The organism is Cognatishimia activa (genome assembly GCF_026016445.1).
Lineage (GTDB): Bacteria > Pseudomonadota > Alphaproteobacteria > Rhodobacterales > Rhodobacteraceae > Cognatishimia > Cognatishimia activa_B.
The window spans coordinates 970,979-984,106 of record NZ_CP096147.1 but is presented as its reverse complement, the minus strand read 5'-3'; the positions used below and the strand labels follow the sequence as shown (position 1 = coordinate 984,106).

Here is a 13,128-nt window from a genome sequence, read left to right as displayed (position 1 = left end):
GCTCTACTTTAGTCGGGCTTAACCCGCGTTTGTTTTTATTACCTTAACGGGGTTACTGGACCTTTGTATAGGTCCCCTCGCCCGCTAGGATACCTTTGAAGCCGCCCGGTTCATCAAGACCGAAGACAATCAGAGGCAGGTTATTGTCGCGCGCCAAGGCAATTGCAGAGGCATCCATCACCTTCAGGCGTTTGGCCAGTACGTCGTCGTAGCTGACTTCGTCATAGCGCACTGCATCTGCGTGTTCCTTAGGATCTTTGTCGTAGACTCCGTCCACACCATTTTTCCCCATAAAGATCGCCTCACAAGCCATCTCGTTCGCGCGCAAAGTCGCGGCTGTGTCGGTTGTAAAATAGGGGTTACCTGTACCGGCAGCAAAGATACAAACCCGTTTCTTCTCAAGGTGACGCACAGCGCGGCGACGAATGTATGGCTCAGCAACCTCGTCCATACGGATCGCAGAAATCACCCGGGTGAAGACACCGACTTCTTCTAGTGCGGACTGCATACCAAGCGCGTTCATGACGGTTGCCAGCATCCCCATATAGTCCGCAGTGGTGCGTTCCATACCCTGTGCAGAACCAGAAAGACCGCGGAATATATTCCCACCGCCAATCACCAGACAAATCTCAACACCCAGATCGTGCACGGATTTGATTTCCTGTGCGATGCGTTGAACTGTCGGCGGGTGTAGACCAAAGCCCTGATCTCCCATCAGCGCCTCCCCCGATATTTTCAACATGACGCGGTTATATTTGGTGTCCGTTTCGGGGGATGAATCGGCCATGTTGCACTCCGTCTACGCTGGCATGTAAATTGCGCGCAAGATGTCTGAATTTGCGGACATGTTCAATCCGAGAAGTCACATCTTGGGGCGACTTGGCCGAAAAAACGCGGAATATTGTGAATGATCGACCTAAACGCCCTTTTACCAGATCAACCTGTGCTGATCGCGGGACCAACCGCCAGCGGCAAAAGTGCGCTCGCGTTGGACATTGTCGCAGCGCAGGGCGGCGTGATTGTGAATGCCGATGCTTTACAGGTGTATGAAAACTGGCGTGTGCTCTCAGCACGCCCTCCAGCTGAAGACGAAGCCCAAGCAAAACACGTGTTCTATGGCCATATCAGCCGTAAACAAGAGTATTCTGTTGGGCATTGGCTGAAGGATGTTGCCCCCTTCCTCGAAAGTGATGAACGCCCAATCATCGTAGGTGGCACGGGGCTTTATTTCACTGCCCTTACAGAGGGTCTGGCTAACATTCCAGCTACGCCTGCTGATCTGCGCGAAGCTGCAAATGTCCGCGTTGCTCAAGAAGGGTTTGAGGCACTGCGCGATGAACTTGACGAAGAAACTTTACGCCGCATCGATGTTTTAAACCCTATGCGAGTGCAGCGCGCTTGGGAAGTGATGACGGCGACTGGAAAACCGATCTGGCACTGGCAGGATCAAACGCCTCCGCCAATTCTGCCTTTGGAAAATTCCGCGGCCTTCGTCATGGATGCCGACAAAGACTGGCTGAACGAGCGTATCGCGCGACGGTTTGATTTGATGCTTGAACAAGGTGCCTTGGAGGAAGCTGAGGCAAATCTACCAGATTGGGACCCGGCATTACCAAGCTCTAAAGCCATCGGTGCGCCTGAATTGATCGCCTATCTCAAGGGCGAAACCACATTGGATGAGGCACGCGAATTGGCGACTATTTCGACCCGTCAATACGCGAAACGCCAGCGCACATGGTTCCGGTCCCGCATGAAGGACTGGCAGAAGGTCAGCCTCCCTGTCTCGAAATGATCAGAATGATACTATTCGGACATTTTATGGTGACTCGCCGCAAATCAAGCGCTAACACCTAGCAGAAATAACGCAACCGGGAGCGCGACCACAGTCACCATGCAGGCTGTCGATGTCATGACACTGGCCCAGTTTGGGCAGAATGAGCCGTGGCTCAGAGGTCTTGTGCATGTGCAACAAGGCGGGTTGCTCCTTTGGGTGACGCGAGGCCAAGGCGTCATTCATATGCATGGGCAACGCCGCGGATTTAGTGCCAATAATGCAGTTTATATTCCGCCCACGCACCTCTGGGCGGTCGAATTTGGGCGACAAACCCTAGGACAGGCAGTATCTGTGCCCGTCGATCTCGCCTTTGCCTTCCCAAAAACCGAACAGCTTCTGCGCATTCAGGACGGATTGAGCCAAAGTGAGCTCACTGGTCTGATAGAAGACATGCGCCGCGAAATCCAACAGGACCGCCCTTTTCTACAGGACGCCCTGGCCGCGCAATCTGCTTTGCTGGGCATCTGGTTGAGGCGACAGATCGAAAATCAGGAAACCCCGGCGAAACCCAAAGCCGCCCAAAAACTCGTCCGTCGGTTCTGTGATCTTGCGGCACGGAATGTCGGAAGCGGCCAGTCAATGGCAGACCTCGCAGACCTGCTTGGCGTGACACCCACGCATCTCACCCGCGTTTGCAAGCAAACTGCAGGGATCACAGCGGCCGATATTCTCGTTCAATCATTAGTACATGAGGCGCGGATGCGTCTTGCGAACAGTGATGCATCTTTCAAAGCAATCTCAGAACAGTTGGGATTTGGCAGTGCAGCTTATTTCACCCGCTTCATTCAGCAGCATTGCGGCATGACGCCAAGCCGTTTGCGTGACGCTGCGCAGAAGGCAAGTAAAATTGGGGTCAGCTTCCCCAGATAATGCGAACGTAGTTCTGGGTTTCTTTGTAGGGCGGCACGCCGCCGTATTTCTTCACAGCCTCTGGCCCTGCATTATAAGCCGCCAAGGCCAAACGCCAAGACCGGAACTCACGATACTGTTCAGCCAGATATTTCGCGCCACCTTCCAGATTTTCCTGTGGCACATTTGGGTTCACTCCCAAATACCGGGCGGTTCCAGGCATAAGCTGCGCCAGCCCCATCGCACCTTTGTGAGACCGCGCGGAGGCGTTCCAGCCGCTTTCCTGCTGAACAAGCTTTAGGAATAGATCAACCGGCACCCCGTATTTCACAGCCGCATTGCGCGCCATATCAAGGTATGGACCGCGATACTTGCCTTTGTATTGGCCATCGCCCCATTTCGTCGGAGTGATCACGCGCTGTGGCTCTAGGCGAACAGCGCTGTTGTATTGCTCCTTTGCACGGGTATCGAGGATACTGGTCTGGCTTTTGAAAAGTTTTGTGCGTGATTTGCTGCCAATGATTTCGCCAGCAAAGCCTCCCGCAGGAAGCGCGATAAGACCAGCCGTCACGGCTGCGATTAACTTATTCATTGCCCTCATCCCACGTTCGTTCCGGCGAAATATAACAATGTTCAGAAAGTTTTAAAGGCTTGCGGGTTTTCTGGGTTGTGGCAGCGGGCAAATTATCGCTTCCCTTCCCGCCCTCAGGGTGGTGTATGTTGGCCCGAAATGAATATCTGATTCAGGGGGTAGGTCGATGGCCGGATCATTGAACAAAGTCATGTTGATTGGCAATTTGGGGCGCGACCCAGAGGTGCGCAGCTTCCAAAACGGCGGCAAAGTCTGCAACCTGCGTATTGCGACATCCGAGACATGGAAAGACCGCAACACCGGCGAACGCCGCGAAAAAACGGAATGGCATTCGGTTGCTGTATTTAGCGAAGGGCTGGTGCGTGTTTGCGAGCAATATCTGCGCAAAGGCTCCAAAGTTTACATCGAAGGCCAGCTGCAAACCCGCAAATGGCAGGACCAATCCGGCCAGGATCGTTACAGTACCGAAGTTGTGCTGCAGGGCTTTGGCTCTACGCTGACAATGCTTGACGGCCGCGGTGAAGGCGGCGGTGGCGGCGGCTACGGTGGTGGCGCTGGCGGCGGCCAAGGTGGCGGCTATGGCGGTGGTTATGACAGCGGTGGTGGCCAAGGCGGTGGCTTTGGCGGCGGCGGCCAGCAAGGTGGCGGCGGTGGCAGCCGCGATCTGGACGACGAAATCCCGTTCTAAGACACTAAAATTATTCAACAAACTCCGCTTCGGCGGGGTTTTCTTTTCAAGCTGTAGTTTGTTTCATGAAGCGCGTAATGATCATCGGACAACCGGGATCTGGCAAGTCAACCCTCGCCCGTGCGCTGGGCGAGCGAACCGGCCTACCTGTCTATCATATCGACATGATACATTGGATGTCCGGCTGGCAGGAACGCTCGCTAGAAGAAAAGACCCGACTATGTCTGGAGGTCCATGCCAAAGACGCGTGGATATTTGAAGGCGGCCATTCGACCACTTGGCCTGATCGCCTCACGCGCTGTGACACATTGATCTGGCTCGATGTTCCACTTGGCAAACGGTTTCGCCGCGTGATCTGGCGCACGATGTCCGACTATGGGAAGACCCGACCAGACTTGCCCGAAGGCTGCCCAGAGCAATTCAGTTTTGAATTCATGAAATGGATATGGGACACGCGCAAATCAGCCCGCCACGGATGCCAGAAATTCTATGAACTGGCGAAAGCTCAGAAAACAGCGCTCCATCTGATCACTGATCAGGATGTCTCAGAACTTCTGTCCAATCTGCCCAAGCAGAGTGATTGAATAGGGCCGAAGAACCAGCATACCCTAGCGTCGCATCACCAGAACCCCTGCCCCGATGATCATCGCAATGCCCGCGACTGACATCGCTGTCGGAGCCACGCCAAAAAAGACAATGTCCCAGATCGCGACAAAGACGATGTAGCTGTATTCGAACGTGGCAATCGTGGCCGGTGGTGCGCTTTGATAGGCTTTCGCCAACATGACGCCAATCATGGCAGCAAACCCCGCCAGCCCCAGCAAGACCGCCCAGTCAGAGAGTTCGACTGAAGACCAGGATCCAAAAAGGAAAGGGAATTCTTCAAAGATACCGCCAGTCGGCGCCCAGACAAGCAGGATGATACTTCCCAAAAACCCAGCCATCATTAGAGATGCGTTGAATGAAAGCGCAAGGGCTTCCGCAGAGACCCCTTCGCAGCGCGTCCGGGTGACGATGATCGCCAAAGCGTAAAACACCGCGCTCGCAACCGGGATTAAAGCAAATGACGTGAAGGCGTCTGAGCCCGGGCGTAATAGGACGATCACCCCTACAAAACCCAGGACGACGCCAAGCCAACCCCAGCGATGCACACGTTCACCGATGACAAAGGCTGACAGGACCGCGACAAAAATTGGTGCAAGGTAAATACCCGCCCCGGCCGTTGACAGGCTGATAAATGGAAGAGCGGCATAGTAAGACACAAAGGCGCAAGTCATGCAGAGCGTGCGCACCAACGCCCATCCTGAATAGGCCTCTGTCAAAACACGCAGCAACTGTCCGCGAGTGCGCGCTAGGAACATCAGAAGCGGCAATGCGAGGATTCCGCGCAGCGCAAACACCTGCCACAGTGACATATTTCCGCTGAACAGCTTGAAGGTGACGTCCTGCAAAGAAATCAGCAAAGCGGTGGCGATGATTAGGATCACGCCACGCCAAATGTTTTGAGAGAGGGCCTCTGTATTCACGCGAACTCCTCAAACGTTACGGGTTTATAACGCCAGATGATCAGCCTGCGAGCATCGGTGTAAACGACGATTTGTCACCGATGCACGACGCTTTCAAAATCTATTGAGGAAGACCGTCCTTAAGTACAGTCAAAACCGCTTCACGCGGCACATCAGCTGTCACAAAGGCATTGCCGATGCCACGCGCGAGAATAAAGCGCAGCTGTCCGTCCACGACTTTTTTATCCTGCCCCATCAAATCCACCAGCTGTTCCGCAGATGGCAAATCACCATCGATGTCAGCAAGATCAACCTTCATACCCATTGCCTTGAGATGCGCACGCACCCGGCTAGGGTCTTCCTGACTGCAGAGGCCTAGTCGAGAAGAAAGCTCAAACGCCAGAGCACAGCCAATGGCCACGCCTTCTCCGTGCAGCAATCGATCTCCGTAGCCAGTGGCGGCTTCCAGCGCGTGGCAGAACGTATGGCCGAGGTTCAACAAAGCGCGATCCCCCTGCTCTGTCTCGTCCCGCTCAACGATATCGGCTTTCATCTCACAGGAACGTTTCACTGCTGCAATGCGCGCATCTATGTCGCCGGCAGCAAGCTTGGGGCCGTTGACCTCAAGCCACTCAAAGAAGTTTGCATCCCCAAGCAGACCATATTTCACAACCTCACCATAGCCAGACAGGAAATCACGCGATGTCATGGTACCCAGAACATCGACGTCAGCGAGTACGAGGGAAGGCTGATGAAAAGCGCCGATCAGGTTTTTACCCTGTGGCGCGTTGATACCCGTTTTGCCGCCGACAGAGCTATCAACCTGCGCCAACAGTGAGGTTGGGATTTGCACGAAACCAACACCGCGGCGCATGGTGGCCGCAGCAAAACCTGTGAGATCACCGATCACGCCGCCACCCAAGGCGATCACAAAGTCCTTGCGCTCGACCTTTTGGGCCAGCAACCATTCAACGGTTTGCTCATAATAGGGCCAGCTTTTGGTACCTTCACCTGCAGGCAGGATCAAAGCATCGCTTTCAATGCCTTCCGCCGCCAGACCATCTTGCAACGCCTGCAAATGCAATTTCGCGACGTTTGCCTCGGTCACGATCATCATGCGCTTGCGATCTGAAATCTGCCTGATCAGCTCTCCGGCACGCGCGAGCAGCGCCTGACCAATGTGAATATCATAGGCACGATCGCCCAAGCCAACATGAACGGTTTCCATGCCTTAAGCCTCCAGCACGTCAGGACGGGTCAAAAGCGCCTCAAGGACGCGATCCGCCATGTCTTCGATTGAGTATTTTGCATCCGCTTTCACCGACAGCTCGGCTTTTGAATAGACCGGAACGCGCGCGTCATAGATGTCGCCCAAGGTTTGACGCGGGTTGGACGTGCGCAACAAGGGGCGCGTATCTTTATGTTTCACGCGTTGCCAAAGCAGTTCCAGATCAGCGTCCAGCCAAACCGCAACACCCTTTTCAGCAATCAATGCGCGATTTCCAGCTGCAAGAAACGCCCCGCCGCCGGTGGAAAGAATGCCCCGTTCCTCATCCAGCAGCCGATCGATGACTTGAGTTTCTTTGGTGCGGAAGAAAGCCTCACCATCACGCTCAAAGATTTCAGCGATCGACATATTGGCGGCTTTCACGATTTCCGCATCAGAATCCAGAAACGGAGCCCCAATTTTCGCGGCAAGAGCACGACCAACGGCAGTTTTGCCGGCGCCCATCATCCCTACCATGACGACTGTTTTCTTAAGTTTCATATCCAACTGCCCAAGTATTCGGGGCGTCGGGCCGATTTTCCGGCCAAAATCCGCCATTTGGCATTGAATGACGTGATATTAACGAAAAGGCCAGTTATAAAGTAGAAAACGACAGGCAAAAACTGGGGAAGCATATGGGCAAGCTCATCAGAGCACTGTTTTTCCTTATTGTACTCTTGGCCATTGGCCTTGTGGGCTTCGCGTATTTGGGGCCAATTTTTGGTGCGGATTTTTCTGCTCCACAAACAGAGATTCGCGAGTCGGTACCGCTGGATGTCCAATAGGCTCACCGCAGTCCTATTCGTATTGACCTGTACCACAGCTCCTGCAGTGGCGCAGGATGCGGAGCCTTTGTCTGCCATCAACTGGCTGACCCAGACACCGACGGTCACCATCGACATTGCCCAGGAGCCTCCTGTGGCCAACGAAGGTGGCACACCTGATGTCAGCGTTTCACAACTGGGCAGCAGTGGGCGCGACGCTGTTGGGCTGTTGCCAGGCAAGGTCACGGGCCTGCCAAATTCTCTTTGGGAAAACAGCCGATCTATGGACTTGGCTGACCTGGTCACGGACATGCCGGAAGAAAGCCTGCCTGCGATCCAAGCGTTGATGTATACGCTTCTGCTCGCAGAAGCGAACCCTCCAAAGGATGCCCAGGGAAACGATAAACTGCTTTTGGCGCGGATCGACAAACTGATGGCGCTGGGCGCGATTGAGCAGGCTTATGCGTTGATTGAACGCGCCAATCCTGATCGCGCGGATCTGTTTCAGCGCTGGTTTGATGTGTCGCTGTTGATCGGACAGGAACAGCGCGCCTGCGATATGCTGCGCGCCTCAGCCCGGCTGGCTCCGAACTATGCGGCGCGTGTCTTCTGTCAGGCCCGCAATGGCGATTGGGATGATGCGGTCATCACATTGAACTCGGCAAACCTGCTTAACCTCGTGAGCGAGGCAGAAGATCAGTTGCTAGTGCGCTTCTTGGATCCTGAACTCTTTGAAGGTGAACCGCTTCTGATCCCGGTGACTGAGCCCGACCCACTGCAATTCCGCCTAATGGAATCAATTGGGGAATCCTTCCCTACGCGCTCGCTTCCGCGCGCTTACGCGCATGCGGATTTGCGTGACAATATCGGCTGGAAGACACAACTAGAAGCTGCCGAGCGCCTCGCGCGTGTGGGTGCCCTTCCAGCCAATCGACTCTTTGGTCATTATCTTGGCAAAAAGCCCGCTGCTTCCGGCACAATTTGGGATCGGGTTGCCGCGATCCAATCATTCGAAACTGCAATCGCATCTGAAGACACGGCCAAAATTGCGTCCACGCTCCCTTCGGCTTGGACGGCAATGAAAGATGCGCGGCTTGAAGTGGTTTTTGCACAATACTACAGCGATGCATTGAAAGACGTTCCAGCCAAGTCAGTGGCTGGCACTTTGGCGCGTGAAATCCGCCTGCTGTCCCCGTCTTATGAAACCGCTGCACGCCAAGGCACAAAAGACTTCCTGGCAGGCGTTGCCGAAGGACAGCCCCCACGTCGGCCAGCCAATCCAACAGATTTGGCGATTGCAAATGCTTTTCATGGCGCCGGCGTGCCACAAGTTTGGTCAAACCGACTTGCACGTGGCCAGCTAGGTGAAGTAATCCTTCTAGCCATGAAGTCATTTCAACAAGGTGCCGCGGGGGATTTGCCCGCCTTAACAAACGCTTTGGCAACATTTAGAGCCATCGGGCTGGAAGACACAGCGCGACAGGCGGCATTACAAGTTCTTCTTTTGGAGCGTGGTTATTAATGAGTAATACACAGTGGATTGCCACTTATCTTGAGGCTCAAGCAGCCGAATTTGGCGCATCAAACAACACCCAAATGGCCTATGCGCGCGACCTGAAAGGGTTTGCAGATTGGGTGGACCAGCGTGAGCTGACCTTTGAGGAAGTCACGCGCGAAGATGTCGAAGATTATATGGTTTATTGCGATTCACAGGGATTGGCGAAATCCACCCGTGCGCGTCGCCTCTCAGCCATCAAACAGCTCTTCCGGTTCGCCTTTGAAGAAGGCTGGCGCGAGACCAATCCAGCCATCCAGGTCAAAGGACCGGGGCTCGATAAGCGCTTACCAAAAACTTTGGATACTGCCGAAGTCGATAAGCTGATTGAAGCAGCGCGCCTTTCTGGGCGCAATCGCAAGGACAGAACCCGCAATATCTGCCTTATGGAACTGCTATATGCGACCGGTATGCGTGTGTCCGAACTTGTATCGATGCCTGTTTCCGCCACACGGGGTGACCCCCGGATGCTGCTGATCAAAGGCAAAGGCGGGAAGGAACGTATGGTCCCTTTGAGTTCCCCCGCTCGCACGGCTTTGGCGGCCTGGTTGAAGCTCAGAGATTCTTTAGAAGAAGAGGCCGTAGCCAGCGGGAAATCTGCTTCGCAATACCTCTTCCCAAGCCGGGGAAAATTGGGGCACCTCACGCGCCACCGGTTTTACGCTCTGATCAAAGAATTTGCCACGTCGGGCGGTGTGGACCCAGACAAAGTCACACCACACACGCTGCGGCACGCTTTCGCAACCCATTTGCTGGCCAATGGCGCAGATCTGCGATCTATCCAGACTTTGCTGGGCCACGCAGATGTCGCGACGACGGAAATCTATACTCACGTATTGGATGAACGCTTGAAAGAGCTGGTCTTGGAGAACCACCCCTTGAGCAAGGCTTAAGGGATCGCGTTCCGACGCATTTCAGGTGGCAGCACATCTTCTGAAGGCCAGTAGCCGGTCTTTAATGTCTGGTGATAACCCTGTGTGAGCCCGGCTGCATTCATTTGTGTGTACGCCTCTGCAGAGTTGTACTGCAGACAATGAAAGTTCACGGCACCGTCTGTCAGCGTCACAAACTCTGTGCTTCGTTGCCCATCATTGCGTGGCAGCCCAATGGCACCCGCATTTATCCATGTCTTTCCAGCCACTTGGCGCTCGAAAGCGATGCCGGAATGTCCTGAGACCACAGTATCGACGTCCCCTAAAAGTTCGCTCAGCAGCTCAAATTCTTCCTGAAATTCGGAATCAGGTGACATCTGCCACAGAAATCGATTGATCGCCGTCGCACCGCCATGCACGACGCCGTAGGTTTTACCCACATGCTCAAATCGCATCAGATCAGGCAGTTCAGCCATCCATCGCCGATCTTCTGCCCCAACCTGCTGGTTCGCGTGCGCATACCACCCCGCTGACAAAAGATCGCAGGCCGTTCCGTCCTCAAAACCACAACCACAATCCAAAGCGTTTGCCGCAAGTTGCTTTTCGCAATTGCCAGCCAAGATGGGCCCACCAAAATCACGAAACAGTTTGATTGTTTCAGCCGGCTGTGCGCAATAGGCCACGAGGTCGCCGGTGCAGATCACATTTGTCGGCGCAAAACCCTCTTGACGCGCGAATTCCAGCAGCGCTTCGCTGGCTTGCAGGTTTGAATACGGCCCGCCAAACAGCAAAAGCGGTGTGTCTAACACGCCAAGGTCCAGAATCTTCATATCGCTTTTCCTTGAATGCACGCGCGCTGCGCCCCATAACGCCATCAGATAAGAGGATAAAACACCTGATGGAAGTCACAAGTCTGACATTAGACACCGCCTTTTGGATCACAGCCGGATCGATCGCCGTGCTGCTGATGCTCTCTGCCTTTTTCTCAGGCAGTGAAACCGCGTTGACAGCCGCAAGCCGCGGCAAGCTGCGCAGCCAGGCGGACAAAGGCAACAAAGGCGCACAGCGCGCCCTGAATATCACCGAAGACAATGAACGTCTGATCGGTTCTGTTTTGCTGGGCAACAATCTGGTGAACATCCTCGCGACATCGCTGGCCACTGCCCTCTTCACCCGTCTCTTCGGTGAAAGCGGTGTTGCGCTTGCAACTTTGGTCATGACCCTGCTGGTCCTGATCTTTGCTGAGGTTCTGCCAAAGACCTACGCCATCACCGCCCCCGAAACCGCTGCCTCCCGCGTGGCAGGGATCATTCAGCTTGTGGTCACGCTCTTTGCGCCGGTCGTGTCTGCCGTGCGTCTTCTCGTACGTGTCGTGCTGCGCATCTTTGGCGTGAAAGCTGACCCTGACAGTCACATCCTCGCTGTACGTGAAGAAATCGCTGGTGCCATCCAGTTGGGCCATAGCGAAGGAATCGTCGAAAAAGAGGACCGTGACCGCATTCTTGGCGCGCTTGACCTTTCCGAGCGCACGGTGGAAGAAATCATGCTGCACCGCTCTGGCATTGAGATGATCAACGCCGATGATGCGCCTGCCGACATTGTGAGCCAATGTCTGGAAAGCAACCACACGCGCCTGCCGGTCTACAAAGACGATCCTGAAAACATCATCGGCGTCATTCACGCGAAAGACCTGCTGCGCGAGATGCACTCTGCCAGTGAAGGCTTTGCCTCAAATGCATCAGGCCGCCTGAATCTGGGTGCGGTTGCCAAGAAACCTTACTTTGTGCCTGACACGACATCGCTGGATGACCAGATGCGGCAATTCCTAAAGCGCCGCAGTCACTTCGCGCTGGTTGTTGATGAATACGGTGCTTTGCGTGGTTTGATCACCCTTGAGGACATTCTGGAAGAAATTGTGGGTGAGATCACAGACGAGTTTGATCCCGCGTCTGATATCCAGATCAGCAAAAGCGAAGACGGGCAGTTCCTGATTGATGGCGCGATGACCATTCGCGACCTCAACCGTGCAAGCGATTGGAACCTACCGGATGATGAGGCCAATACTATCGCGGGTCTGGTGATTCACGAGGCGCAAACCATTCCGGTGGTTGGTCAGGTTTTTGCCTTCCATGGCTTCCGTTTTGAAGTGGTGGCACGTGCAGATAACCGCATCACCCGCCTCAAAGTGCGGCCGTTGGAAAGCCCCGCTTTACGTCAATAATCAGCGTGTGAACTGCCTTGCAAACTCCTCGCGCAGCAACGTGCGGGCGGATGGGTAACTGCGGTTAATCGGCAAAGTACCAAGCTCAGGTAGCAAATCTGCGATTGTTCGTTTGTCATTTTTGGAAATATGTCTTTGCGCCTCGCTGTCAGGCAAAAGACTATCCATCCAAAGACCGCTGACATTTAACAATTCATGCTGTTCGGTCAGAACGGCCACAAAAGGCGCATCGCACTCAACCTGCGATATGCCATCCAAATGTAGCAGGTCTCCTGCCCGCGCCAGAACCTCCGCTGATCCGAACTGTGATTGGACCTCAGGGCAAGATAGTAAAACGCACTGACGACCAGAGACACGAACCGCTTGATCAGGCTTACCCGCCATCACCGCATCTGGTGCCAGTTCAACCGTCATTGGCTTTGCATCATTCGCCTCAATCACGCCAACCCACAGCACCGGCTGGAACCCGTTGTCGCGTGTCAGGACTTTATCCTGCGTTGTCAGGTTCTTCGCTTGTTTTGAACCACACTGCGTGATGATTTGCGCCGCTCCATGAAAACAAGACACACCTTTCATCTGATCCGGTGAAGCCTTGTTGATCGGCATTTGCTGAGCGACGGAAAACGCATCCGGTCGCAATATCTGCGCGGTCTCAGGTTGTTTCAGCTGTGCAGGAATACCCCGCGGCGCAGAGAGCTCGCTGACATCCGAGAAGATATTATCGTGGGAAGATGAAAACGACCGCACTTCAGTGTCGCGTCGGTTAATCAGTCGAACTCGCATTCGGGGCCTTATCAATTAGTCATCTTGAGGCCGCTTCTGCTGGCTCGCTCAACAATGGGACTGTTCTAGGAAGCGAAGAAGGCTGGAATGGGGCGCAATTGGCGAGATTTGGCGAATTCATTGCAACAAGAATTCGAAATTAGTGTCGCTTCGAGACTTGCTTAAACTTTGCCTCATTCCTTTCACACTCGAACCTAA

The 13,128-nt window shown here is 54.3% G+C and carries 14 protein-coding genes; 7 read left to right on the top strand and 7 right to left on the bottom strand.

What is annotated here, in order from left to right; genetic code table 11:
- Positions 1–52: 52 nt before the first annotated feature.
- On the bottom strand, positions 53–787 hold the full coding sequence (gene pyrH, locus M0D42_RS04765; protein ID WP_265020460.1) for a UMP kinase: 735 nt from the start codon (positions 785–787) through the stop codon (positions 53–55).
- A gap of 120 nt (positions 788–907) precedes the next feature.
- Here pyrH and miaA point away from each other — a divergent pair, with 120 nt between their 5' ends.
- Complete coding sequence (gene miaA, locus M0D42_RS04760) at positions 908–1,792, top strand: tRNA (adenosine(37)-N6)-dimethylallyltransferase MiaA (protein WP_265020459.1); 885 nt, start codon at positions 908–910, stop codon at positions 1,790–1,792.
- A 99-nt stretch (positions 1,793–1,891) separates the two neighbouring features.
- On the top strand, positions 1,892–2,704 hold the full coding sequence (locus M0D42_RS04755) for a helix-turn-helix transcriptional regulator (protein ID WP_265020458.1): 813 nt from the start codon (positions 1,892–1,894) through the stop codon (positions 2,702–2,704).
- Here the strand turns inward: M0D42_RS04755 and M0D42_RS04750 are convergent.
- The gene (locus M0D42_RS04750; RefSeq protein ID WP_265020457.1) at positions 2,688–3,275 is read right to left on the bottom strand and encodes a lytic transglycosylase domain-containing protein; all 588 of its coding nucleotides are present in this window, start codon (positions 3,273–3,275) and stop codon (positions 2,688–2,690) included. The two genes, M0D42_RS04755 and M0D42_RS04750, sit on opposite strands and share 17 nt — an antisense overlap.
- Before the next feature lie 166 nt (positions 3,276–3,441).
- Here M0D42_RS04750 and M0D42_RS04745 point away from each other — a divergent pair, with 166 nt between their 5' ends.
- Together M0D42_RS04745 and M0D42_RS04740 are read left to right on the top strand one after the other, a co-directional pair.
- Positions 3,442–3,963 carry a single-stranded DNA-binding protein gene (locus M0D42_RS04745; RefSeq protein ID WP_265020456.1) on the top strand — a complete coding sequence of 174 codons (522 nt, stop codon included), beginning with the start codon at positions 3,442–3,444 and terminating at the stop codon, positions 3,961–3,963.
- 65 nt (positions 3,964–4,028) lie between these two features.
- Entirely contained in the window at positions 4,029–4,547 is a 519-nt protein-coding gene (locus M0D42_RS04740; RefSeq protein ID WP_265020455.1) for an AAA family ATPase, read from the top strand.
- A 24-nt stretch (positions 4,548–4,571) separates the two neighbouring features.
- Here the strand turns inward: M0D42_RS04740 and M0D42_RS04735 are convergent, their stop codons facing one another.
- From M0D42_RS04735 to M0D42_RS04725, 3 genes are all read right to left on the bottom strand, one after another.
- Complete coding sequence (locus M0D42_RS04735) at positions 4,572–5,489, bottom strand: DMT family transporter (RefSeq protein ID WP_265020454.1); 918 nt, start codon at positions 5,487–5,489, stop codon at positions 4,572–4,574.
- 100 nt (positions 5,490–5,589) lie between these two features.
- Positions 5,590–6,696, bottom strand: a complete 1,107-nt coding sequence (aroB, locus tag M0D42_RS04730; RefSeq protein WP_265020453.1) for a 3-dehydroquinate synthase — start codon at positions 6,694–6,696, stop codon at positions 5,590–5,592.
- Between the two features lie 3 nt (positions 6,697–6,699).
- Positions 6,700–7,236: a shikimate kinase gene (locus M0D42_RS04725; protein ID WP_265020452.1), complete on the bottom strand. Its 537-nt coding sequence runs from the start codon at positions 7,234–7,236 to the stop codon at positions 6,700–6,702.
- Positions 7,237–7,509: 273 nt separating this feature from the next.
- On the opposite strand from M0D42_RS04725, the gene M0D42_RS04720 reads away from it, so the two are divergent.
- Entirely contained in the window at positions 7,510–9,021 is a 1,512-nt protein-coding gene (locus M0D42_RS04720; RefSeq protein WP_265020451.1) for a hypothetical protein, read from the top strand.
- Positions 9,021–9,947 carry a site-specific tyrosine recombinase XerD gene (locus tag M0D42_RS04715; RefSeq protein ID WP_265020450.1) on the top strand — a complete coding sequence of 309 codons (927 nt, stop codon included), beginning with the start codon at positions 9,021–9,023 and terminating at the stop codon, positions 9,945–9,947. The genes M0D42_RS04720 and M0D42_RS04715 overlap by 1 nt, the downstream gene beginning before the upstream one ends.
- Here M0D42_RS04715 and M0D42_RS04710 read toward each other — a convergent pair.
- Complete coding sequence (locus M0D42_RS04710) at positions 9,944–10,756, bottom strand: metallophosphoesterase family protein (protein WP_265020449.1); 813 nt, start codon at positions 10,754–10,756, stop codon at positions 9,944–9,946. The genes M0D42_RS04715 and M0D42_RS04710 overlap by 4 nt on opposite strands.
- 68 nt (positions 10,757–10,824) lie before the next feature.
- On the opposite strand from M0D42_RS04710, the gene M0D42_RS04705 reads away from it, so the two are divergent.
- On the top strand, positions 10,825–12,147 hold the full coding sequence (locus tag M0D42_RS04705) for an HlyC/CorC family transporter (RefSeq protein WP_265020448.1): 1,323 nt from the start codon (positions 10,825–10,827) through the stop codon (positions 12,145–12,147).
- Here the strand turns inward: M0D42_RS04705 and M0D42_RS04700 are convergent, their stop codons facing one another.
- Positions 12,148–12,930, bottom strand: coding sequence for a Hint domain-containing protein (locus M0D42_RS04700; RefSeq protein WP_265020447.1), 783 nt, complete (start codon positions 12,928–12,930; stop codon positions 12,148–12,150).
- Positions 12,931–13,128: the final 198 nt, after the last annotated feature.

Coding starts and splice junctions, on each gene's coding strand:
- pyrH (WP_265020460.1), bottom strand. CDS start 787: ATGGCCGATTCATCCCCCGAAACGGACACCAAATATAACCGCGTCATG.
- miaA (WP_265020459.1), top strand. CDS start 908: ATGATCGACCTAAACGCCCTTTTACCAGATCAACCTGTGCTGATCGCG.
- M0D42_RS04755 (WP_265020458.1), top strand. CDS start 1,892: ATGCAGGCTGTCGATGTCATGACACTGGCCCAGTTTGGGCAGAATGAG.
- M0D42_RS04750 (WP_265020457.1), bottom strand. CDS start 3,275: ATGAATAAGTTAATCGCAGCCGTGACGGCTGGTCTTATCGCGCTTCCT.
- M0D42_RS04745 (WP_265020456.1), top strand. CDS start 3,442: ATGGCCGGATCATTGAACAAAGTCATGTTGATTGGCAATTTGGGGCGC.
- M0D42_RS04740 (WP_265020455.1), top strand. CDS start 4,029: ATGAAGCGCGTAATGATCATCGGACAACCGGGATCTGGCAAGTCAACC.
- aroB (WP_265020453.1), bottom strand. CDS start 6,696: ATGGAAACCGTTCATGTTGGCTTGGGCGATCGTGCCTATGATATTCAC.
- M0D42_RS04725 (WP_265020452.1), bottom strand. CDS start 7,236: ATGAAACTTAAGAAAACAGTCGTCATGGTAGGGATGATGGGCGCCGGC.
- M0D42_RS04720 (WP_265020451.1), top strand. CDS start 7,510: ATGTCCAATAGGCTCACCGCAGTCCTATTCGTATTGACCTGTACCACA.
- M0D42_RS04715 (WP_265020450.1), top strand. CDS start 9,021: ATGAGTAATACACAGTGGATTGCCACTTATCTTGAGGCTCAAGCAGCC.
- M0D42_RS04710 (WP_265020449.1), bottom strand. CDS start 10,756: ATGAAGATTCTGGACCTTGGCGTGTTAGACACACCGCTTTTGCTGTTT.
- M0D42_RS04705 (WP_265020448.1), top strand. CDS start 10,825: ATGGAAGTCACAAGTCTGACATTAGACACCGCCTTTTGGATCACAGCC.
- M0D42_RS04700 (WP_265020447.1), bottom strand. CDS start 12,930: ATGCGAGTTCGACTGATTAACCGACGCGACACTGAAGTGCGGTCGTTT.